This is a genomic window from Mesorhizobium sp. AR07, assembly GCF_024746815.1.
In the GTDB taxonomy this organism is placed as follows: domain Bacteria; phylum Pseudomonadota; class Alphaproteobacteria; order Rhizobiales; family Rhizobiaceae; genus Mesorhizobium.
The window spans coordinates 202,206-225,816 of sequence record NZ_CP080526.1 but is presented as its reverse complement, the minus strand read 5'-3'; the positions used below and the strand labels follow the sequence as shown (position 1 = coordinate 225,816).

General features: G+C 57.2%; 16 protein-coding genes and 1 pseudogene. 9 read left to right on the top strand and 8 right to left on the bottom strand.

Going from position 1 to position 23,611, the window contains the following annotated elements:
• Window positions 1-4 precede the first annotated feature (4 nt).
• Window positions 5-784, top strand: a complete 780-nt coding sequence (locus BPNPMPFG_RS33785; protein WP_319946012.1) for an amino acid ABC transporter ATP-binding protein — start codon at window positions 5-7, stop codon at window positions 782-784.
• A gap of 218 nt (window positions 785-1,002) precedes the next feature.
• On the opposite strand, the gene BPNPMPFG_RS33780 is transcribed toward BPNPMPFG_RS33785, so the two are convergent.
• The 5 genes from BPNPMPFG_RS33780 to istA form a co-directional block, all read right to left on the bottom strand.
• Window positions 1,003-3,000 carry a hypothetical protein gene (locus BPNPMPFG_RS33780; protein WP_258597165.1) on the bottom strand — a complete coding sequence of 666 codons (1,998 nt, stop codon included), beginning with the start codon at window positions 2,998-3,000 and terminating at the stop codon, window positions 1,003-1,005.
• A gap of 30 nt (window positions 3,001-3,030) precedes the next feature.
• Window positions 3,031-4,101, bottom strand: coding sequence for an NAD-dependent epimerase/dehydratase family protein (locus BPNPMPFG_RS33775; RefSeq protein WP_258597163.1), 1,071 nt, complete (start codon window positions 4,099-4,101; stop codon window positions 3,031-3,033).
• Between the two features lie 409 nt (window positions 4,102-4,510).
• Window positions 4,511-4,768 (bottom strand): hypothetical protein, encoded by a 258-nt coding sequence (locus BPNPMPFG_RS33770; protein ID WP_258597162.1) that lies wholly within the window; start codon window positions 4,766-4,768, stop codon window positions 4,511-4,513.
• A gap of 834 nt (window positions 4,769-5,602) precedes the next feature.
• Window positions 5,603-6,370 carry an IS21-like element helper ATPase IstB gene (gene istB / locus BPNPMPFG_RS33765; RefSeq protein WP_258590131.1) on the bottom strand — a complete coding sequence of 256 codons (768 nt, stop codon included), beginning with the start codon at window positions 6,368-6,370 and terminating at the stop codon, window positions 5,603-5,605.
• On the bottom strand, window positions 6,348-8,096 hold the full coding sequence (gene istA, locus BPNPMPFG_RS33760) for an IS21 family transposase (RefSeq protein ID WP_258590130.1): 1,749 nt from the start codon (window positions 8,094-8,096) through the stop codon (window positions 6,348-6,350). The genes istB and istA overlap by 23 nt, the downstream gene beginning before the upstream one ends.
• A 782-nt stretch (window positions 8,097-8,878) precedes the next feature.
• On the opposite strand from istA, the gene BPNPMPFG_RS33755 reads away from it, so the two are divergent.
• The 7 genes from BPNPMPFG_RS33755 (at window position 8,879) to BPNPMPFG_RS33725 (ending at window position 18,669) form a co-directional block, all read left to right on the top strand.
• Window positions 8,879-9,928: an NAD-dependent epimerase/dehydratase family protein gene (locus tag BPNPMPFG_RS33755; RefSeq protein WP_258597160.1), complete on the top strand. Its 1,050-nt coding sequence runs from the start codon at window positions 8,879-8,881 to the stop codon at window positions 9,926-9,928.
• On the top strand, window positions 9,925-10,278 hold the full coding sequence (locus BPNPMPFG_RS33750; RefSeq protein WP_258597159.1) for a DMT family transporter: 354 nt from the start codon (window positions 9,925-9,927) through the stop codon (window positions 10,276-10,278). The genes BPNPMPFG_RS33755 and BPNPMPFG_RS33750 overlap by 4 nt, the downstream gene beginning before the upstream one ends.
• Before the next feature lie 386 nt (window positions 10,279-10,664).
• A complete protein-coding gene (locus tag BPNPMPFG_RS33745) occupies window positions 10,665-12,188 on the top strand; it encodes an FAD-dependent oxidoreductase (RefSeq protein ID WP_258597674.1) in 1,524 nt (507 codons plus the stop codon).
• 186 nt (window positions 12,189-12,374) lie between these two features.
• Window positions 12,375-13,718 (top strand): IS1380 family transposase, encoded by a 1,344-nt coding sequence (locus BPNPMPFG_RS33740; protein WP_258597158.1) that lies wholly within the window; start codon window positions 12,375-12,377, stop codon window positions 13,716-13,718.
• Between the two features lie 808 nt (window positions 13,719-14,526).
• A complete protein-coding gene (locus BPNPMPFG_RS33735; protein ID WP_258597157.1) occupies window positions 14,527-15,498 on the top strand; it encodes an asparaginase in 972 nt (323 codons plus the stop codon).
• A 198-nt stretch (window positions 15,499-15,696) separates the two neighbouring features.
• Complete coding sequence (locus BPNPMPFG_RS33730; protein WP_258597155.1) at window positions 15,697-17,178, top strand: M20/M25/M40 family metallo-hydrolase; 1,482 nt, start codon at window positions 15,697-15,699, stop codon at window positions 17,176-17,178.
• Window positions 17,179-17,295: 117 nt separating this feature from the next.
• Window positions 17,296-18,669: an amidohydrolase family protein gene (locus tag BPNPMPFG_RS33725; protein WP_258597153.1), complete on the top strand. Its 1,374-nt coding sequence runs from the start codon at window positions 17,296-17,298 to the stop codon at window positions 18,667-18,669.
• Window positions 18,670-18,790: 121 nt separating this feature from the next.
• Here the strand turns inward: BPNPMPFG_RS33725 and BPNPMPFG_RS33720 are convergent, their stop codons facing one another.
• Both BPNPMPFG_RS33720 and BPNPMPFG_RS33715 read right to left on the bottom strand, forming a co-directional pair.
• A complete protein-coding gene (locus tag BPNPMPFG_RS33720) occupies window positions 18,791-19,372 on the bottom strand; it encodes a UPF0149 family protein (protein ID WP_258597152.1) in 582 nt (193 codons plus the stop codon).
• 14 nt (window positions 19,373-19,386) lie between these two features.
• Window positions 19,387-19,620, bottom strand: a complete 234-nt coding sequence (locus BPNPMPFG_RS33715; protein WP_258597150.1) for a transposase domain-containing protein — start codon at window positions 19,618-19,620, stop codon at window positions 19,387-19,389.
• Between the two features lie 484 nt (window positions 19,621-20,104).
• On the opposite strand from BPNPMPFG_RS33715, the gene BPNPMPFG_RS33710 reads away from it, so the two are divergent.
• Window positions 20,105-22,174, top strand: coding sequence for a recombinase family protein (locus BPNPMPFG_RS33710; RefSeq protein WP_258597673.1), 2,070 nt, complete (start codon window positions 20,105-20,107; stop codon window positions 22,172-22,174).
• A gap of 81 nt (window positions 22,175-22,255) precedes the next feature.
• On the opposite strand, the pseudogene tnpC reads toward BPNPMPFG_RS33710, so the two are convergent.
• A pseudogene (gene tnpC, locus BPNPMPFG_RS33705) lies at window positions 22,256-23,557 on the bottom strand (IS66 family transposase); the annotation flags it as partial.
• Window positions 23,558-23,611 lie beyond the last annotated feature (54 nt).

Sequence of the window (23,611 nt, the reverse complement as noted above, 5' to 3'; positions counted from 1 at the left end):
GATAATGCGGCGGCCTGATGATTCCTCGCAGGCGATGGTGGCATTTGCCAACGTAAACAAATTTTATGGAAACTTCCAGGCGTTGTGCGACGTGACGTTGTCGGTGTCGGCCGGTGAGGTGGTGGTGCTTATCGGCGCCAGCGGCTCCGGCAAATCCACGCTGATCCGCTGCGTCAATGGGCTGGAGACCCATCAGGACGGTTGCGTGGTGGTTGACGGATTTACGATGCCGACGACAAAGGATCTAGAATTCGGCGGCGAGAAGGCTCTGCATCAAATCAGACGCGGCGTAGGAATGGTCTTCCAGCAGTTCAACCTGTTTCCTCACAAGACGGTGATAGAGAACATTGCTCTCGCCCCGATGCGCGTCCGCCGCAAGTCGCGCCAGGAGGCAGAGACTGTTGCTTTACGGCTGCTCGATCGTGTTGGACTGCGAGACCAGGCGCAAAAATATCCCGGCCAGTTGTCGGGCGGTCAGCAACAGCGAGTGGCGATTGCTCGTTCGCTGGCCATGGAACCACATGTTATGTTGTTCGACGAACCCACTTCGGCCCTCGACCCGGAGTTGGTTGGTGAGGTTCTGGACGTCATGCGCGAACTTCGCACCGATGGCATGACAATGATGATTGTCACGCATGAAATGGCCTTCGCCCGTGAAGTCGCTGATCGCGTCATCTATATGGATCGCGGTGCCATCGTAGAGGCAGGGCAACCCGGGCAAATCTTCGATGAGCCGAGAAATGAACGAACCCGATCTTTCCTGTCGCGCGTCCTAAAGCACTGAATCGAGGGCATTCCACCATCCGGTAGGGGCGGCGTCCATCTCGAGACAGTTGGCGGACACACCAATCGCGGTGGTGAAGGAAGACGTCGAAGCCCGGTACCTGAGCTTAGGCACCTGGACCGAAGACGTCGGTTCGGACGCGTAGAGGCAATTCGGCCAGCGAGTCAATGCGGCGCCTGAGCTGATCCTGAGCTGATTACGTTCAGCCGCTAATGCGATTATCGGTAGATGCGCCACTTGCCTTTCTCCTCTGAGACAAGCTTGTAAATTGAACTGTTATCCAGCACTGGTTCGCCCCACAACCCATCTCTTGTCGTGACGACGAGAGTTTCACAAAGATATTTTTCCTTCATAACCCGGAGTTGTTCTTCGGTAACGCTGCCTTCAAAGACACCGACGAAGAAGTTAAAAACGTCTGATGCTTGTTTTGGCGTGAGTTGAGCGGCATAGGAGCGAATAAGTCCAAGAGACGTTGCGCAATTGCGTCGTTGTGACAGTACTGCCCAGGCAATGTTACCTGGCTGGGCCGTTACGTTTGCGAAATCAAGTGGGTTATTGGCGACCGCTTCATTCGTTGGTGTTACTTCGCGCACAGCTTCCCACATTTGAGGAGATGCTCTGAAAGCTCTGCCCCCCTCTGTATCAGATCCTTGAGCTCCAAATTGGAAGGCGGAGGAATAAACAAATCGAGCGCCAGCCAAAATTGACGGGGTCAATAATACGACGGCAGCTGTTGTCGTTAGACGCCCCAACAACGCTTTCCCGCCAATATGCCTGGAAAATAGCTCAGATGTCAGTGTCACCATAGCCAGTATAGATGGAATTACCACGTCCCATCCAAGGTCATTATACAGAAGGACGCTGCGTAGAAATTGCGCACAAAATAACGGCGCAAGAATCGACACAATCAGGGCTCGGTCGATAAGCGAATGTTTTGCGCTTTCACCCGGTCTCTTAGCAAAGCTCCAGATAATAAAACCCACAAATATCACACCAAAATCTAGGGCAAGCAGTACGAGCCAATAACTGACCAAATCAAGCAACCGGTTCGCGCCGATAAACACGGGCAAAACCCAGAATTCCACTGCTCTTCTATAGTGCAGTAAAGCGACCTGTTCGTGGATTAAGACTCCTGCACAGAGCACAGTGATAGCGGCGGCGATCGAAAGAGAAATGGACACCTCTAGCATTCGATCGGCTCTTAGAAGGTGAGAGATCGATAGCACTCCTACGATTGGCAATATCAAAAGTAGCGAAAAACCGCCAGCCCATGTGGAACTGCCGTAAGCCGACGCGAGGATAGCGCCCATAACTACCGCTAAATTCGGACCGCGTGGGGCTGCGTTACAATATAAAAGTTGCGTATACGCCATGATCGCGATCAGAGCTAGGGTGCCGGAGAACACGTGCTGCGGTGCCCATGTAACCGCAAAAATCCACGTTTGGTGAAATTGCATGGTTTGAAAGTGCGAATGCCGTACCATCCAGGTGTCGAGCCAGTTTCCCGAAACGAATTGCACGACCGGCTTAAGAGAACTGACAAGCAAGAGCGGTAGAATCCACCAGGCGGCGTTTGCGCAGCTGCTCCGCGCCACTGCTAGCCATGCCAGAACAAGTGTCGAGAAAAACGCTGTCATGCCGGTAAGAGCAATGTCGGCCTCCCAACCGGTTGCGCCCGTAAGAACGGATAGACACGCCGCTATGAAGTACCAGACGTAGTGATAAATAAGGGTGTTTTGGCTTCCCGCTTCGGAATAAAATGGATTCCTGGGAGGGAGACCATTTTGAGCTATCTCGTCTATTATGGCTATTTTGGCATGGTCCCAGATTGGGTAACCAAGGCTGGCGCTTTCACCGTAATACTGCGGGATAATCGCTAGGGTGGGCAAAAGACAGAGAAGAAATGAAGCGGCGAGCCAGGAAAGACCGGGACTAGTCCGTGAGCGCAGCAGCGGTTCGACGGAGCCGCTCGAGAGCCAGAATGCGACAGCGGACATGCCAAGCACGACCACATAAAGATTGACCGCGGTTAGCGATAACAGATGAAAAATGGAAACGCCTGCAGCGCCGAATGTTCCAAGCCCGATAACGGGCGCAATAAGCAAGCGCATCCTACGGTGGCTGTCGAAGTACTTAGACACCGGAAAACCTACAGCATATCCGATGATGCCCGCAACAACAGCGCTAGATATGACGGAACAGATTCTTATGAGCAAGAGTGCACTCCCAGTCCTGGTATGCCTCGATCAAATTGTCTGGCCGTGTGTCAGACACCATTCCACCGAAAGACGCATTCCTTCGCGCAGGGCAATTTTAGGCTTGTAACCAAGCACTTTTCTCGCTTTAGTGATGTCGCATGCGATGGTCTTATTCATTTCGGACAGAACATGAATGTTCTGGTAGTAAATGCCGACATATTGGAGAGTCGCATCGACCAAGCTTGCGACTTCGCCTACGACGCTCGGCAGACGGAACTTGTTAGGTTTGGCGGCGATGCCGAAATCTTCGCGCAAGACCGCGCCGACGGTCTCAACAATCTCATTCATGGTGTACGGGGCCTCGTCTGCAATCCAGAATATTTCTCCTGCCGCGCGCTGGTGAACTGCGGCCAGAAGCATGCCATGCGTCAGGTTGTCCGTGTAAACCATGGAGCGGCGATTATGCCCCGCCCCAACGAGGGGAAACTTGCCGTCCTTCACCATCTTGAAAAAGCGCGTTTGCCTTGACGGCTGGTTGGGGCCGTAGAACCATGGGGCGCGTACGATGACAATTTCCATCGGGCTACCAGCGGCAATTTCTGCGCGAAGGGCCTTTTCCATCAGCATCTTGGAGCGGCCATACCCCATATAGGGGCTATAAGGACTTTCTTCAGTGAATCTGTGGTCCGAGTGCAGATTACTGCCGATTGGCGAATTTGATGACATGACAACGGCGCGCCGCACACCCGCCCTTTGCCCTGCTGTAATCAGATTGATCGTGCCCTGCGTGTTGACTCCTTCAAACTGGGCAACCGTTTTGGGATGAATGATTCCGGCCATGTGAATCAACACGGCGCCCTCGGCGCCGGCTACAAAGGCCCTGACCGTTTCCATATCCCGGATATCGCCTGTAACGATTTCTACGCCCAGTTCACGCAGCCGTGACACGTCTTCTCCCGCAGGAACGAGAGCCCTCAGTTCAAAGGTCCCAGCTACGAAGCATTCTGCCTCCGACAATCCACTTGTCAGTGCAGCGGCGACGCGCCCGCCCAACCAGCCGGTAGTACCCGTCAGCAGTACAAGAGAAGCATTCAGAGTTATCGCATTTGTGTGGTGCATATTTGCAAACCTATCTGTTTCCAGAGCGCCAGTGCAAAGGCGAGCGCGATGATTTCGACCATGGTGTATCCTGAGTTCCGACAACCAATCCTCACACGATTATTTTTCCCGGGATCACAGTCTTAACCCTGATGCCCGCCTTACGGAGCTGTGTCGCGTATTTTGTGCCATTGCAACCAAGACGGCGCCGCAAGCGGCCTCCCAAATCGGTAGATCGGCGGCACTGTCACCCGCGTAGATGAAACCGTTGGGGAAGCTTTGCTGAAGCCATTTCAACTTGTTGCGGCTCTTTAGGTTCAATGAGCCATCACTTCCTTTTGCACCTTTGACACTGCCAAGATAGCAGCTGATACTATCCGCTATGCGTTGGTCAGCTGCTGTAACGAGATAGGTTTGACGCCCCTCGGCTTTAGCGTTGCGGCTTAGTTCCAATACAATTCGCCATTATTTTCTTCAAGACTGCGCGGCCCTTGCACCAACTGGGCATTGTGCCGAGTAGTCGTTGCGGCGAATGAAAGAGGGCGTCATAGAAGCTGTCGTGAGCAGTATTTGTCTTTATCAAAGTGCCATCTAGGTCAAAAACCAAAGGCACGTGACGGTCAAAGCCGTCCCAATCAATCTTGTTCATCTCAATCCCCGAAACGAAATCGAGTTTGTGCAGCTTCATTCGGCCACTTCATCAAAGAGGCGAACGAAGCGCATAGTAGCAATGGACTATCAAAAGTCGTGCCAATCTGTGCACGACGTGATTCACAAGAGCCTTTCTGCATATTGTTCAGTGAGGTGCATCAGTCGGCGGGAGGAATCCAGCTGAAGGAGGCCGGGTCTCGATCCAGACAAAATCAACACCGATGTCGGCAGTTCGACTTATTCCGGAAATGGTGAACGTGTCACTTCAACTGAGATCGACGTGGGCGCACTTGGGAGCGTCGCGGTAGGGACGCTCGTTTCCCAGCGCCCCGCCCTGATCTGTACGTGCGGAACTACCGCATACTGCTTCTGCCACGGTTCATGATGCGTACTTTGGATTGGCATGCGGATGACAGGCGCGGGACTTTCGGGATGTATCGCCCAAGCATAACGCTGGAACCGGTTCCCGGGTCATGGGAGAGCGCTGGCTACGTCGACGAAGCGAGCGCAGCCATGCGCTGCAGACCTCGGTGCGGAACATGCCCAGCCGTTTCAGGCTCCCGGAATCGCATGGGAGTTCAGGTATCCTTATACCACGCGACGGAGCCAGGCGCCGGTCTCAACGATGGGCGCATGGCGGCGCGTTTCATCGGGCCGTGTCGAATGGCACTCAGCGTCGCCTGCATGCGGGAGGCGATTGGGCGATTGTCACGCGTCGGATTGTGAAGTGCGGATTTATGGCGGGTCGCGACTACATTGAAGCCTGATTGAATTGAACCGCAGGACGGCGGGCCCCGCGGGTCACTTCAAATTCCCCCGGGTAGGGTCAGTCAAACTCCCCCACCCGCAAGACAGGACAGAGGTGGATTTGTTAGTTTGACTTTGTTTCCCGAGCAAGGGCTTCAGCGGCCTCTTTGAGGCGATAGCTGCGTCCATCGAACTCAAGCAGATGGCAATGATGCATCAGCCGATCGAGTATCGTCGTGCTCATGGTGTTGTCTCGCAGATATGTCCCCCAGTCCTGCACGACCCGATTGGAGGTGACGATGACGCTGCGGCGTAGTTTGTAGCGCTGATGGATCAGGGTTTGCAGCCATGCGCCGGCGTCGTCGGGGATGGCGCGTGCGAGGAACAGATCGTCCAGCACGAGGAGATCGCAGTCGATGATTGTTCGCATCCGGGCCTCGCGTTGCGCGGGGGCGTTCAGAGCGTGGCGGTGGAAGAAGTCATCGGTCTCGAGATACTGGACCTTGTGGCTGTGCAGGATCGCCTGATAGGCAATCGCCTTGGCGATGTGGGATTTCCCGGTGCCCGGTTTGCCGATCAGCATCGCGTTCTCGCCGGCGGCAATGAACGCCAGGGTGTGGAGCTGGAAGCAAGTTTGGCGGGGCAATTTGGGATTGAAGGACCAGTCGAATTCGGCGAGCGTCAGTTTTTCATCGAGCCCGGATTGCTGATATCGCCGCTCGATAAGGCGGGATTGGCGACGATCCAGTTCATCCTGCAGGATCAAGGAGAAGGTCTCGAGGAAGGGTTGGTTTGCGCCCTGCGCCTGCAGCACGCGCGTCTGCAGCGTGTCGCGGACGCCCGACAGGCGCAGCTGTCGCAGGCAACGTTCAATTTCGGGTATGGTCATCATGGGGTTGGATCTCCAGTTTGAGGTGAGAAGGGGTAGCGGGAGCGCTCGTGGCGGCGAAGCTGGTCGGGGTTGCGCAGGCGCCACGAGCGCGGGGTGGAGAGGCGCGGTCGTCGTCAGCCCCAGCCTGCCGGCCATTGTTGCCGGCATCGTGTCGCACAGCATGGCTGAAGAGGTCGCCATATTCCGCGGGGGCGCGGATCAGTGGATGATCCTGGGTGAGCTGCGATACCGGCTGTGGGGCTTCTTCAACCTGTTGCAGCGCCTGCTCAAACAGCTGCTCGACAGTCGCGCGTACGTGCTTGTAACGGTAGATGCGGTTGCTGATGGCATGAGCACAGGCCTGCTCGACCAGCCGTGTCGGATACTTCCGGCTCAGCCCGACAATGCCCCACATCGCGCGCTGTCCGGGGCGTCCCTCGGCATCGAACATGTGTTGACACAGGGCCTTGGTTTGGGGGCCGATGCGACCGGCGTTCGCCAGCAGCACGGCGGTTTGCCGCGACGGATTGAACGGCCGTTCGTTCGTCGGCAAGGCGACAGAACCGGGGTGCGTCATCCGGGGATGAATCCGCAGCAGCGCATGGGTGTGGCGATCACGGATCTCGATCGTGGAAGTGTAGATGCGCACGACGACCTGACTGCCGATGGCCGCGGGCCGCGCGGCGTAATAGCTGCTGTCGACGCGGACGGTGGTGTCGTCGCAGACGGTCCGAACGACTTCCGTGAAGATGCGGAAGGGTGCGACGGGCAGCGGCCGCAGGTGTGGCTTCTCTTCCTGGAACATGGCCTCGACCTGACGGCGAGTACTGCCGTGGATCCGCTTGGAAGCCCAGTTCTCCTCCCAGTGCCTCAAGAACTCGTTCTGGGCTTCCAGCGTCTCGAAACGCCGTCCGGCCAGCGCGGTCCCCTGGGTATGTTGAATCGCATTCTCGACGCTGCCCTTCCGATTGGGGTCCGCCACGCGGGCCGGATCGGCGACGACGCCGTAATGAGCCAGCATCGCACTGTAGATCGGATTGAGCTCGGGCTCGTACAGATCGGGCTTGAGGACGCCTTCCTTCAGGTTGTCGAGCACCACATAGCTGGCCACCCCGCCAAAATAGCGAAACGCCTCTTCGTGAAGCTGAGCCCAGACTTGCTGGCTGGATTGCCAGACCACCCGCCGGAAGCTGCGCCGCGAATAGCGCAGCGTCATCACGAACAGGCGGGGACGACGGTACCGGCCGCTCTTGGGATCGATCGTCAGCGCGCCCTCGCCATAGTCGACCTGAGCCTCCTCGCCGGGGAGGAACTCAAGACGATCAAACTGCTTGGGATCGCTTTGTCGCAACGTGCGCACAAACCGCTTGACGCTTTGGTAGCTGGACGGAAAGCCAAACTGATCGACCAAGTCCTGGTAAATCGCCTGCGCATTTCGCTTCAGGCGGACCTGTTCTTCGATCCATGCCCGATGCGGTTCGCAGGCTGAGCGGGCCAGGCTGCTGGTGACCGTCGCTCCCGACACCCCAAAAGCCGGTGGTCGGGGTGGAGGAATTTGGTCCTCCGCGCTTGCCGAGCCGGTGGTCACTTCCCCGGGGGATTTTGCCTCCCCACCAGCCCGCTGCGCTCGGTAACGCCGAATCGTCTTGCGATCGACACCCGTCAGCCTTTGGATCTCGCGCTGGCTGGTGTTGCGATCAAGTAATGTTAGTACGGTGCTTTGCAGATGTGCCTTCAAGACGTTCAACTCCCGGTCCCCTCGCTGTATGAAAGGGGATGAAAATAAACGTCCTGTCTTACCGGCTACCGCTGTTCAGTAGCGCTGCCGGTGACCATCAGGTGGGGGAGTTTCAAGTGACCATACCCGGGGGATTTTGACCGACCCACGGGGCGGCGGGTAAGGCTATGGCCGTCCTGCGGCTTCGGCCGCACGGCGCGCTTTATGTGTTCCGGGCCGAGCGGGTCCAACAACCCGATCTCAATCACACGTTCAAGAGCTAAGAAACTCCTTGCACAACGGGCGGCAACCACAGAAGTGATGTCATTTCGGGCAGCCTCACAGCACGGCGATCAGCCCGTGTCTGATCGGCTTGTGGTTAGGGTTCTCGACATACTTTGTCGGGTTTGTCCGTTTTGCGGCAGGAATGTAGTTTATCGATCTCCTCCCGCCTCTGCTATTCAGCCGGAAAATCAACCAAGAAGTCTTTTGTGGGGTAGGTTGGTGAATTGGCACGAATTTTGAAGCTCTTCTCACAAGGGCGCCAACATCGGCATCCTTAGGTTCCGGCATGAGGACCGGTGGCAATAGTCGAAGGTTGCCAGCGGCTCCCTCGGTCTCGACAGGCAAATGAGGAAAGAGGTCATCTCTTATGCAGCAGTCGGGCAAACGCGTTCTTGACCCCAGTCCCCTGGTCCAAGAACCGGAATTTAGGAGATGCTCGCAGAGAGGAGATGAGAATTTTCGAGCAGAGAGATTTCCCAAGGCGTTCTAGCAGCGTTTGAAATGGGGGGCACTTAAATAGGTCAAAGATGGTGAATACAGCGCTAGTTACCGGCGGCTCCGGGTTTTTTGGGCAAGTACTGAGCAAGCAGTTGCTTAAGAGAGGGACCCACGTCCGCGTGCTCGACTTACACTGCCCTGGCTTCAGTCACCCTAATCTGGAATTTTTCAAAGGCACGATTCTGGACCGCATCGCTGTCAAACAGGCAGTCTCCGGTGTGAACAAGGTATTTCACAACGCTGCTCAAATTCCCTTAGCCAAAGATGTAGACTTGTTCTGGTCCGTCAACAAGGATGGCACGCAGATCATTGCCGACGAATCGGCCGCGGCGGGGGTCCGGAAGTTGATCTATACCTCATCCAGCGCTGTCTTCGGCGTACCGAAATCGAATCCCGTCACAGAGAATACGAAACCAAATCCTGGCGAGGATTACGGGCACGCGAAACTCGCAGGAGAGATCATTTGCAAGAAAGCAATGGAACGCCATGGTCTGGATGTAGCGATTGTGCGTCCGCGGACCATTCTTGGCCATGGCCGCCTTGGCACCGTCCACATCCTGTTTGACTGGATTGAACGGGGCCTCGATATTCCAGTTTTGGCTGGGGGGGCCAACAGATATCAGTTCGTTCACGCAGATGATTTGGCCTGGGCATGCGTTGCAGCGTCGAATTCAAAAGGATTTGCCACATACAATATCGGTGCAGCTGAATTTGGGACAATGCGTGAACTTCTGCAGGCGGTGATCGATCATGCCGGAACCGGAAGCCGAATCAAGTCCATTCCGATGGGACCAACTGCCGTAGCGGCGAATCTGGCAAGCGTGCTCGGTCTCTCCCCCTTGGGCCCTTATCATTTGCTAATGTACGGGCGATCAATGTATTTTGATATATCGAAAGCGGAAAGAGAGCTTGGCTTTAAACCAAATTACTCTAATGCACGAATGATCACCGATAGCTACGATTGGTATCAGGCCAATAAGGGGTCTCTCAGCGAAAGTGCCGCGTCGCACCACAAGTCTCCAGTCAAACAGAGAATTTTGGCACTCGTGCCCTGCTTGCTGCGAGCGATCCCTGGATGAATGTACCGCCTCTGGTCTTGGTTCTTGCTGCAGGCATGAATTCCTGTATTGGCAATCTATTGCTAAAGTGGAGCCGGGCCTCACTGCCTGCCAACGCCGGACTGGCCGATAATTTTCTCTCAATCGGCTTTATGGGTGGAATGGCATTTTATGGCTTCAACGTCGTGCTATTTGCGAAGGCGCTTGACTCCATGGAGATATCAGTTGCTTACCCGATTTTGGCCGGCTCGGGGTTTGTGATGCTGATGATCGCATCACACTATCTTTTCGGAGAACCATTCCAGCCGCACAAGTGGATTGGCGTCGCCCTTGTTTTGGCCGGTATTGTTTTTCTAACTCGAGGGGGTTGAGATGGCATTTGATCGAGTGATCGTGCGAACGCTGATACCTTCGTGGCCATTGCTCGACGGAGAAGAAAAAGCAGTCGTAGTAACTGAAGTCGTACGAAGCGTCAGCCGAGCCATTGCAGGCGCTCCTTTTTATATTCGTGCAGCTGTTAGAAGCGTTTCGATATTCCTGAGCCTTTGCATCTTTTTGATTTCAGCTGGCGCGGGCGGTCCGTTGGCACGCGCGCTCCGCGCGGAGAGGTTTTATACTCTTCTGCAGAGATCGCCCGGTCCCATCGGGTCCGTCATCCGCCTTTATCGATCGATGACGCTACTTGCATTCTATGAGCAGACGCCCGTCGCGGCAAAGCTGTCGTCCATGCGGCCGGGACGGAACTAAAGGCGTGAATATGAAAGGAAGTTTTCGTCCGAGCAATCCACTACAACTGCAAGCGGATGCGGTGATTATCGGCTCCGGTGCGGGCGGTGCCAGCGTGGCAGATGTGCTAACCGCGGCAGGTTTGTCTGTAGTCATGCTTGAAGAAGGTAAGCACATTCCGTCGTCATCGGCTTCTCCTATCGCAAGCGACGCATTTTCGTCTGCCTGGCGCAGCGGAGGAATCACCGCCGCGATTGGCCGGCCCCCGATTAACTACGCGGAAGGCCGTTGCGTTGGCGGGGGAACAGAAATCAACAGCGCTATTACCCAGCGAGTTGATAGCGATCTTATTGCTCAATGGCGCAAGCTCAACAAGATCGATAATTTTACTCCGTGTCAGCTGGCGCTATATTACGAGCGCGCGGAAATGGCGGTAAATGCAAGCCTGACCCTCGGTCCGCTCGGACGTGCCACCGACATTCTGAGGCAGGGGGGCGAAGCCCTCGGCTGGAAAGTGTCGGAGTTGAAACGGGGACAACGTGGCTGCACGGGCGCCAACCGATGTTCTTATGTTTGTCCGAACGGCGCCAAGCAGTCCATGGCAGTGACCCTTCTGCCGAAGGCGGTGGATCGTGGCATGCGGCTGCTGGCGCAAACGCGGGTAGACAATATACGAATTGACAAAGGCCGTGCCACGGAAGTCTTTGCCCGGTCACGCGATGGCGGCGGACAAGCGATGCGAGTGCGTGTAAAAGCCGGCATGGTGTTTGTTTGCGCAGGTGCAATTCACACTGCGGCACTTTTGCGCCGCTCCGGCCAGCGTGAACGCATTGGCAATACGCTTCGCCTTCACCCGACAATCAAGGCAACGGCGCTGTTTGACGAGCCTGTCGACGCGCATCGGTCGCAGCTTCCACTGGCGGCGATTACCGAATTTATGCCAAATCAACGCATTGGCGGATCGGTGTTCACGCCCGCGATCTTTGGCCTCTCGCTTGCGCAAGACTGGACCAATCGCGGGGATCTGATGCGCGACTGGCGGTTTTGCGGCTCATATTACGGCATGATACGCCCGCGCGGAGTGGGGTCGGTAAGACCGCTTCCCGGCATCAACGAGCCGTTTGTCAGTTTCAAGCTCGCCCCGGAGGACTGGATCGCTTTGAGCCAGGTTCTCACTCGTCTTGGCCAAGCCATGTTTGCGGCCGGCGCCCGCAAGGTGTTCCCGAGCATATCCGGCCACGAGGGGTGGACGAGCCCTGATCAGGTACATGAATTCTGGAATAGGCCTCTGCCACAGGCAGCAACCAATCTGATGACCATACACCTGTTTTCCAGCTGCCCTCCCGGCGAGCGTCGGGACGTTTGCGCCGTCGACAGTTACGGACGCGTGCGAGGCCTCGAAAATCTCTTTGTCGCCGACGGCAGCCTCATACCGGAGGCGCCTGGCGTCAATCCCCAATTGACCATTATGGCCTTGGCATTTCGGGCCGCGGAAGCGGCACTCAGTCATTCAGCGCAGGAACGCGCCCGGTCAGCTGCAAGAGACAGAAGCTAGACTTACACTTACACTTACACTTACACTTACACTTACACTTAGACTAAGACTAAGACTAAGACTAGCCCGTCTTATGCACGACGTTGCGTCTGAGAGGTTGGCGGATGTAGCCTAAGCGATTGATTTAGCGTAGGATTCGGTTGTCTAAGCCAACCCTGCCACCGCCTCTCGCGAGCCACACCCGCCATGACCGATGATACGTTGCTGCCGCTCTCATTTCCAGCCGTTGGACGCAAGAAGATCACAGCTGCGTTTGACGGCGGACGCATCACCTCGGATGGTGGCGTCATGCTTTTGGCAGCGGCCGAGCGACGCCTGCAACTGGCCGACAGGCTGGCCGCCGCGATCCACGATCCGCGCGATCCAGCGCGGGTGACGCACGCCATGGCCGACATTGTGCGCGCCCGCATCTTTGCGATCGCATGCGGCTACGAGGATGCCAACGATCTCGACCGGCTGCGCACCGACCCGGCCTTCAAGCTCGCCTGCGGGCGGCTGCCCGACAGCGGGATTGATCTGTGCTCGCAGCCGACATGCTCGCGCCTCGAGAACCTGCCCGACCTGCGCACCGTCATCCGGCTCGGCTGGGTGCTGGTCGATCTGTGGCTGTCGAGCTATGCCGCGCCGCCCAAAAGCGTCACGCTCGACATCGACGACACGGTGGATGTCGTTCACGGCCATCAGCAGCTCTCGCTGTTCAACGCCCATTACGACGAGCGTTGCTTCCTGCCGATCCACATCTACGACGCCGCGACAGGACGCCCGGTCGCCATGATCCTGCGTCCTGGCAGGACCCCGGCGGGCAAGGAGATCCGCGGCCATCTGCGCCGGCTTGTCCGGCGCATCCGCGCCCGCTGGCCGACCACCCGCATTCTGATCCGCGGCGATGGCCACTATGGCCGGGCGCAAGTCATGGCATGGTGCGAGGACAATGCGGTCGACTACCTCTTCGGATTGCCCGGCAACAAGGTTCTCCAGCGTCTCGTTGATGAAGCCGCCGACGATATCCGCACCCGCCGCGCGCTCGAGCAGAAGCCGGTGCTGCGCGGCTATGCCGAGACCCGATACAAGGCGAAATCCTGGAGGACGGAACGCCGCGCCTGCGCCCGCATCGAGGCAACCACCCTCGGCCTCGACATCCGCTTCGTCGTCACCAATCTCGACAAAGGCTCCGCCGAGCATGTCTACGATGTGATCTACTGCGCCCGCGGCCAGGCCGAAAACCTGATCAAGATGCACAAGAGCCAGCTCGCCTCCGACCGCACCAGCTGCCGCTCACCGATTGCCAACCAGGTCCGTCTCGTCCTGCACACCGCCGCATACTGGTTGATGCTCACCCTGCGCGAGGCGGTGCCCACGACCCATCATCTGTGCAACGCCGAGTTCGCTACACTGCGGCTCAGGCTTCTCAAGCTCGGCGCCCGCGTCACCGAAACCGTCTCGCGCATCCGTCTGGCCTTCGCCGCCGCCTGTCCCGAAGCAAGTCTGTTCCGAACGATCGCCATCACGCTGCAGCCCGCAGGGCCATGAGCGCCGGGGCATCAAAGCCCCGCCGAACCCGATACCTTGACCCTCCAGCGCGTTCCAACGTCCAGTCTCAGCTGCGGTGAAAAAGACGCCTCACACCTTCATGACCGAACGCTAAGCGGCAAGGACCCAGGCCGCTCGTGAATAGGACGGGCTAGGCGCGCCGGTAGGTCATTGTTGTGGGATGCCATTGCGCGGCAGGCGGTCACCATAAGCGATCGACGTGCCGAGCAATGAACGTACCCGAACCTTCCTCTCTCGTGTGCTGAAGCACTAAAATAAAGAGCATTCAAAGGTTCAAAGAATCAAAGAATGCGGCGATTGCCAGGACCGGACGGGCGGATGTTGTGGATGTGGTGGATGCCGGCCACACGGTAGATCGGCGCGATCGATCGGATGGTCCGCCTCGGCATCTCCACGCCCGTTGCAGTGCATTCCATTTTAACAACAGATCGTCGGCTGCGGTGGCCGCGTTTCGCCGAGTGCCGCCTGAATAGCGGACAGTGTCGCAAAATTCTCGATAAACGGAATAAATAATCCCACAATCCGATTTTAGTGTGGACCTCGGTGAGCCGCCCGTGAATGATGACGCGACTTCAGATTTTCGTACGGGCAGGAACGCATGGCTGGCAAGTTCGATGTCTCCGCCATCCGCCGCAAGTTCCCGGTAGCCAGTCGCGAGAGCCACGAGGCAACTGGACCGAAAAGTGTCTGGCTTGAGCGGAGCGGAGCCCAAGCGCTACCGCTCCGGTGTTCGGCCGCATCGCCGAAGCTAGATATCTGAGCGCTAAATTCCCCAACGGAGAACAAAATGGATCTATACGCCGGAAAAATCCTTGTTCTTGCCACCGGGGGCTCGATAGCACAAACATCGCCAAAGGATCCGACCTTGCTTGGCGACGCTTTGGTCGATGCCGTGCCGCAGCTCAGGAATATGACCAATATCTCGGTGGAGCAGATCGCTCAGGTATCAAGTCCCGACATCTCGATCGAGAATTGGCTGACACTGGCACGCCGAATCAATGAGGCCCTGGCCGAAGATGACGTCCAAGGCGTGGTGGTTACGCATGGCACGGACACATTGGAAGAAACAGCATACTTCCTCAATCTTGTCGTCAAAAGTGACAAGCCGGTCATTGTGGTGGGAGCCATGCGTCGCCCCTATTCGCTCGGCGCAGACGGCCCAGCTAATCTTTACAATGCTGTCGCCATCGCTAGTAACCCCGAGGGGAGGGGCAAGGGTGTGCTGGTGACGCTGAACGCCGAAATTCATTCGGCCCGTGATGTCACGAAGACCACCTTCAATTTGGACGCGTTCAAGGCGCCGGATTTTGGCCCCCTTGGCTACGTAATGCACGGTAAACCGCATTTTTATCGTTCGCCGAAACGCAGACACACAATAGCGAGCGCGTTCGACTTGAGTGCGGAAAGCTTCCCTCGCGTTGCAATCCTTTACAGCCACGTCGGTGTGACACCTGATATACTCGAAGCCGTGTCGGCATCCGGTTACAGAGGTGTTGTTTGGGCCGGGACAGGCAACGGGAACCTTCCAAAGGTGATCCGGCCTGCAGCTACTGAAGCTGTGAAGAGGGGATTGGTGTTTGTCCGCTCCTCGCGCGCCAACTGCGGCATTGTCGCGCGAAACGACGAGCTTGATGATGACGCACTTGGCTTCGTCGCCGCTGACTCTCTGAATCCACAAAAAGCTCGCATCCTGCTGATGCTGGCGCTCACCCAAACATCCGATCTGGCGAAAATCCAGGAATTATTTGACGCCCACTGATTCGACAGTCGTCCCACTCCAGGCTTGAGGCGAGACCACCTGGAAGGCCGGACCATCTTGAAGTCTAATGAGGTTGCTCCGAAAGCGGTTCATAGAGCGCTACATGAGCAGCGGATGTCCACTATTGATTGCACTTCGAAGTAACCAACAAGATGGTGAGCGCCGCCACACTGCTCCCGCTATGAAAGGAAGATGATAATGGAGGAAAATTCCGACGTAGGGGTTGGCCACGGGGTGTCGCAGCAACTTGTCGAAGAGGTCTTAGGGCACGCGGGCGCCAATCTGAGCGCCAGCCTTGATCGGCTTTTCCAATTCCTGCGGATACCTTCCATTTCGTGCGACGCGTCATATGCACCACAATGCCGCGACGCGGCTTCCTGGATTGCAGATGAGCTGTCAGGAATAGGCTTCGCGGCGTCCGTTAAATCCACTATCGGGAACCCCATAGTGGTCGCGCACAACAAGGAAGCAAATGGCCCGCATGTCTTGTTCTACGGCCACTACGATGTTCAACCGGTAGAGCCTGTCGAGGCGTGGAGCTCCGACCCCTTCGAGCCGAGCCTTAAGGAGCAGCCCGATGGCGAAACCCATATTGTTGCTCGTGGTGCATCGGACGATAAAGGGCAACTTCTAACCTTCATTGAAGCATGTCGCTCGTGGAAGGCGGTGACAGGACGTCTACCGATAAACGTGTCCATGTTCTTCGAGGGAGAGGAAGAAAGCGGTAGCCCAAGTATGGAGGGGTTCTTGGATGAAAATGGGGGCGAACTGGCTGCTGACGTTATGCTGCTTTGCGATACCTATCTATGGAGAGATACGGTCCCCGCCATCACCATAATGTTTCGCGGCATTTTGGAAGAAGAGATTGAAATAAGCTGTGCCAGCCGCGACCTGCATTCTGGTGCGTATGGCAACGCTGCACGCAATCCAATCCAAGTCCTAGCCGAGCTTATCGCCAGCTTAAGAGGTGCAAATGGCGAAGTAGCCATCGAGGGATTCTACGCCAATATACAGGACTTAGACGAAGAACGCCGAGATGATATATTGAAACTTGATTTCGATGCGGATGCATTTCTGAGGAGTGCGGGGCTTTTTCATTCTGCCGGAGATAGTGCCTATTCAGTTCTAGAGCAGATTTGGACGCGTCCGTCCTGCGAAATTAACGGAATTGCAGGGGGGTATTACGGCGATGGTCTGAAAACCATCATCCCGTCCAGTGCTCTGGCTAAGATCTCCTTTAGGTTGGTCCCCGGTCAAGATCCAGAAAGCATTCAATCCAGGTTTCGTGATCACATTCGCGCCAGAACACCTGCCGACTGCAAAGTGAACTTTACCGGACTTGGTGGCAGCCCTGCATCCGTTATTTCGTCGAAAAGCCAATATCTTTCCACAGCACGTGCTGCTCTGAAGCAGGAGTGGAACTGTGAACCTGTACTGATTGGAAGTGGCGGGTCAATTCCAATTGTCAGTATGGTTAAGCGTCGATTGGGCCTGGAATCTCTGCCCATCGGTTTCGCGCGATCAGATAACCGGCATCACAGCCCGAACGAGAAGTATGACCTGTCCAGCTTCCACAAGGGGATTCGCTCGTGGATCCGGGTCCTCGCGGAGCTATCGCGGTGCGCAACCGACCGGCCACCAATGTTGGCTGGTAATAATACGGGGGCAGATCAAGCGTGATCGGCCATCGAAACGACCGATGAGTCTTTGGACGGGAACATTCGTGGCGGAAGCATGCCGCCAAGTCACGCACAGCATTAGGTTGCAACCGAAACAGTTCCTCAGGTAGACAAGAACATGAAACGCAAACCAGAAAATAATTTTGACCACCTTCCACTGTTTCTTTCGAAACAGCACCCGGAGTTTTTGAATATTTTCGAGGCAGTTAACGATCTACCCATTGATGATACCCATTGCCACATTGTGACCGATCGAGATGCGTTCACGACCCCGCAGCGGTTCTTGGAACGAATGTCGTTGGCCGCTTTTGATCCAATACCGGCATATTTTCCTGCCGGCGTTTACGATCGATGGCTAAATGGTGATGAGGCCACACGGCATGATCTCGACAAGCAATTCGGTATCCAGAACAAGGTCGGCGGTATCGTCGGTGACATAGCTCAAAGCGTCTTTGTGAAATTTCTTGTAAAGGAACTCGCGCAATTCTTGGGCTGCGAGCCGAAACTGGAAACGGTCATCGAAGCCAGGAACGAGCGTGGTAAAAACTACTGGGCCTATGTCAGCAGCCTTCTGCGAGACGTGAACTACGAAAACGTCATGGTGGACACCGGCTATGCGGAAGGTTGCGGCGCAGCCGAGATCGACCGCTATGAAGAAAGCATACTGCCCTGCCGTACGAACCGGCTTGCACGAATAGAGATGATCCAAAAGGAGCTTTTTCCTCTCGATATCACATTCGATGAGTACGAGCAGCGATACATGGCGCGGCTACTGGACTTGCTAGACGGTGACGGGAATTACGGAAAGAAATCCTATGGGATGAAGTCCTATCTTCTTCCGTACATTGGACTTATCGAGCCTCTTTACGATAGGGGTCCTGCCCGGGCATCATGGCAGGCGCTAAGGGGATCGTTCCACAAGATTCCAAGCATGGACCGCCAGTCCGAGTACAATCTCTCAAAGGATCTCCGCCGTTACAATTTCACGCTAGCTCTCGAAGAATGCCTCAAGCGTGACATTCCGATGCAGATCCACACGGGCGACGGAGAAGCTCCGTCTGTAATACTGCGCAACCAGGATCCGTTTTACCTTGAGGAAGTTTGCCGATTTGACCGCGATAACGTAATGCGGATGCCAAAAATCATTCCGCTACATGCAGGCTATCCCTCAGTCGGAAAAGCCGCATGGCTCAGCCATCTGTATCCTAACTGCTACTTTGAATTATCGATCATGACGCCGTTCGTGCATCAGAGTCTTTTTCAGCGGTACATGCAAGTCATGGAAGTCGTTCCGCTTTCGAAAATATTGTTCGCAAGCGACGCGTTTCATATCCCCGAGCTTTACTGGTTAGCCGGCCGCTGGGGCAAGCGATACCTCGCAAAGGCGCTCACCGAACACGTCGTTGGAGGAAGCCTTGGCTTTGAAGAGGCAATTGAGGCCGCCGGGATGATCCTGCATAAAAACAACAGGTCGCTATATAAACTGGGCTAGCGCAGCCTGGCTATGTCTCTGACCTTCTACGGCTTATAAGTAAGCGATGCGCCAAGGCACCTTTCCCGAAATAGTGCTCTATAGTAGATAATAGGAAGCCGTTGGTCCGCGTCGCCGCCGATCACTGCGGATCATCATAACGGGTGACGTAGTGGAGTTCGCGCAGGGCGGGGATGACGAGGGCGATGTCTTTGTAGGCCTCATGCTCGATGAAGCGCGCGGTCTCTGGCCCTGGCCTGGGCTTGCCGAGGACGGGCCGCCCCTTTTTGTCGACGCAGTAGATCAGGATCGGCAGCAGCAGGCCGTGGTTGGGGTTGTCGAGGTCGAGTAGCCGTTTCCATTTTTTGATGTTGAGATTGATGGCCGCGTAGAACCCCTGGCACCACGGCCGCGGGTCGATGCCGCCGCTGGGCTTGGTGGCGAAACGGGGCGCATAATCCTGCGGTCTGTCGAAGAGCGTCTCGTTGATCCGGTTGTGGATCCTGGCGACGCTGGCAAACACGGCGTGATCGGTTGCAGATCCTTTGGCCAGGACGTCGCGCGGCAACCCCATGAGCGGGCACATCCAGTATTGCGGGTCCGGGAACCGCGGCCCGGTGACCGCCGCCGTTACGAAGCCATCCAGCGCCGACATGGTCCGCACCAGCGGGCGGTTGGTCTTGGCAGCCATCCAGGCCTCGAGCGCCTCGTCCGACAGCGCCATGTCATCGAGCGCGCTCATGCCGCCAAGGAGAGCTGCATCTCTTCGCGGCGCACCCAATTCCACGGCATCAGTTCGTCCCAGCGCGAGGCTGGCCAATCATTCTGGATGCGCTCGGTGACGTCGGCCATGTAGGCCTCGGCATCGACGCCGCAGAGCTTGCAGGTCTCTATGACGCTGAGCACGACCGCTGACCGCTCCGCCGCGGCGAAGTTGCCCGAGAAAAGCCAATTGCGCCTTCCGACCGCCATCGCAGGGTCATTCTGCCCATGTCGGGCAGATGGTAGAGTTTCATTATCGCTGGCATCCATATTACGGCGGTCGTTTTCGGCATGAAGGTCGCGAGGACCGGGCCAATGGCGCGATCATCCGGGTAGAGATCAGGCCGGGTGAGATCATCCAGGTGGCGGAGTGGATGCTGGATCGGGCGTTTTGCGCCGACATGGAGATGGGCGAACCGCGCGTTGCGGTGGTTGGGCTTGCAGAGCTTCATAGACTGCTTACCGAGCGCGGTTTCAGGCAGACTTCGACGGATGGACTCACGGCCATCCAGGAGGCGCGCCATGAAGGCACTACCACGACCCTCGTCGCTACCGCTGCTGACCCAGCAGCTGAGCATGCCGCTCGATACGCCGCAGATGCGAGGCCTGAGCGACGCGGAACGAAGCGCCGTCGTTGCCAGGCTGGCGACCCTCCTGATGGCCGCGGCCGGCGTCGCGACGAAGGAGGCCAGCGATGACGGGCAATGATCTCCTTCCAGCCACGGTGCTGAAGCGCAAAGCTGTGGTCTACGTTCGACAGTCGACGCCGGGTCAGGTCCAGAACAACCTGGAGAGTCAGCGGCGACAATATGAACTTGTCGATGTCGCGCGCCGCTGGGGTTTCCGTGATGTCGATGTGATCGACGATGACCTTGGTCGTACCGCCAGCGGTGCTGTAGACCGCCCTGGTTTCGAACGACTGGTCAGCGGCCTGTGCACGGGCAAAATTGGCGCAGTGCTCTGTCTCGACGCATCGCGCCTTTCTCGCAATGGTCGGGATTGGCACCATCTCCTGGAACTGTGCGGCCTGGTTGAAGCGCGCGTCATAGATCTCGACGGGGTGTACGATCCCTGTCGGCCGAACGATCGATTGTTGTTGGGCATGAAGGGCAGTATCAGCGAGTTTGAGCTCGGCATTTTGCGAACGCGCATGCTTGACGCGGCTCGCGCCAAAGCGCGGCGGGGGGGACTGCGCCTCAGTGTTCCGATCGGCTATATCTGGCATCGTGAATACGGTCTGGGGCTTGATCCTGATCTTCGGGTACAGCAGGCGATCCGCCTCATCTTTTCGCGCTTCCGCGAGCTTGGCAGCGCCCGTCAGGTGCTGATTTCGCTGACGGCTGATAATTTCCATTTTCCCCGTCCTTCTGACGGGCGCAAAACGGTGTCCTTCGACTGGGTGCCGGTTCGCTATCGAAGTGTTATTTCGATCCTGAAGAACCCATTCTACGCCGGGGTCTACGTCTATGGTAAAAGCGAGAAGCGAACGGAGATTGTCGATGGCAGGGCTCGCAAAAGCTACGGCCACGACAAGCCCTTTGGAACGTGGGAAGTGCTGCTCCAGGATCATCATGAAGGCTATATCGATTGGAGTGAGTTTGAGAGGAACCAGAGCCATATCGCCGTCAATGCCTTTGGACAGAAAGGCGGCATCAAGTCGGGTCGTGGCGGCCGGGCGCTGCTCGCGGGCCTGCTCACGTGCGGCCGATGTGGAAGGCGGTTGGGCGTTGTCTATTCGGGCCGGCCTCCGGGTCATCCCTATTACCGCTGCGAACGTATCAACCAGATGCTGGCCAAGCCACGATGCATGACTTTTGGCGCATCTCGCATCGACCCTGCCATCGGCAAAGAGATATTGAGGGCCGTGACGCCAATGGCGATCGAGGCCGCAATGGAAGCTGACCGTGCGCATCGGGATAATCTGGAAGAACGACACCGTATGGTGGAGCTGGACTTGCAGCAAGCCCGATACGAGGCATCTCTCGCTGAACGTCGCTATGCCGCTTGCGACCCCGACAACCGGCTGATCGCTGCCCAACTTGAGAAGAGCTGGGAGGCAACGCTCAGGCGCGTGGAAGCCTGTGAAGCGGGTTTGGCCCAAGCGCGACAAATCGATCTTGTCACCCCAGTTCCCGATTTTGCTGGCATTGCCACCGACCTGGAGGCTGCCTGGCGCGCGCCTGACGTCGATATGCGTTGTCGTCAGCAGCTCCTTCGCACCCTCGTGTCTGATATCATCGCTGACGTCGATGAAGAACAACGTGAAGTCATTTTGACGATCCACTGGAGGGGTGGGCAACACTCCCAGCTGCGTATTCGCAAACCCAAAGCGGGCGAACATGGCCAGAGTACTCCGGAGGCAGCCCTTGCCGTCATGCGGTCTATGGCTACCCGCTGGTCCGACGCAAACATTGCCGCCACTCTCAACCGGATGGGAATGCAGACCGGACAAGGCAAAACCTGGACGGCGCGCCGTGTCGGGGCACTTCGCACGGTCCATAAAATCCACGGCTACCGATCCGCCGAAAAGAATGGCGAATGGCTCACGCTGACCGAAGCTGCCAAAAAGCTTGGAGTTACAGCCCATCGTGTCCGTCGACTGATCAAGGAGGGCGTGCTCCCTACCGAGCAGGTTGTTCCGGATGCGCCGCACCAAATACGAGCCACTGACCTGGAAAAGGATCAAGTAACCCAGTTTCCGCGTCACAGGGGCCCGTGTCGCATCAAAATGGAAAACCAAAAGTCCCTGTTTCCAGACGTTTGAGGAGGAGGTGCAGTATGAATCGGTCGTTGTAAATCCCCGAATGGCGCGCTCCGCGATGAGGTTGTCGGGCTCGAGCTGGCCATCATAGAGGAAGCGATTGAACGCGCGCCATCGGTTGGTGCCATAGGCGAAGGCCTTGGCGATATCGGCATGGCGCGACAAACCCTTGCCCTGGCGCATGAGCTGTCGTCGCAGCGCGCGGACCAGTGGTCGGGTCCGCATTCGTCGTGCGACCAATCGCTCGGCGGGCGGGAGCCCCCGTATCTCTTCCTCGATCCGGTAGATCGCCTGGATACCAGCCATCGCCGTCGTGCTGAGCTCGGTCGGCTGGCTGTCGTGAACGTCGAATATCTTGCGACGTAGATGGGCCAGGCAGGCAGCTTCTCGAATGGCGCCGCCCTTGTAGAGCTGGTTATAGCCGCTGAATCCGTCGGCCTGGAGCGTGCCGGTAAATCCGGCGAGCTCGCTCATCACGCTCTCGCCGGCGCGGCCCATGGTGGCGCGATACCAGGCGATCGGCGGCTCCTTCGAACCCGAGTTGCGATCGTCGGCGACATAAACCCAGAGCGCGCCCTTGTGTGTCTTGCCGGTGCCGGGCGCCAGGATCGGATGCCGCGTGTCGTCGGTGTGAATCTTGGTGCGGGTACGGCCGATCTCACGGATGCGGTTGTAGATGGGATCGAGCAAGGCGGCGGCGTAGCCGGCGCTGCGCGCAAGCGTGGATCGCTCGATATCGACGCCCTTGGCGGCCATCATCTGTACCTGACGGTAGAAGGGCAGATGATAACCCCACTTGGCCATCATGATATGGGCGAGCGCGGCATAGCTGAGCTTGCCGCGCGCAATGGCCTTGGCTGGTGCGGGCGCCTGGATGATTTTATCGCAGGTCCGGCAGCTGTACTTGGGTCGAACGGTCTCGATTACCTGCCAGGCCTGGGCGACCAGGTCGAGCATCTCCTCGCTATCTTCGCCCATGGCGCGCAGATCGCCGCCGCAGCCCGGGCAGCATGCGCAGGACGGCTCGCGAACGATCCTCTTGCGCGGCAGGTTCGGGTTGAGCTTGCGCACCAGCAACACCCGGACCTTGTCGGTGTCAGCAACGATGGGCAGCTCGATATCCGGCACGCTGGCGGCGAAATCGGTCTCGAGATCTTCGAGTTCGAGCCGCATCTGGCCCAGCTTCTCGGAGGAGCGGCCGAAGGCCTTGCGGTTGAAGCGATCGATCCGCAGCTGCAGGCGCTGGATGCGAAGTGCGGCCTCGACGCGCTCTCTTCGCAGCTGTTCATCGCGTTCGGCGATGGTGATGTCACGGGCAGAAACGGCCGCCTCCAGAAGGGCGATCCGAGCGAAGAAATCAGCGGTTGAGGGAGCTTGTTCCGACACCCAAATTACATACCCGAAAGACCTCGTCCACGGAAGCAAAATCGACACAAAATC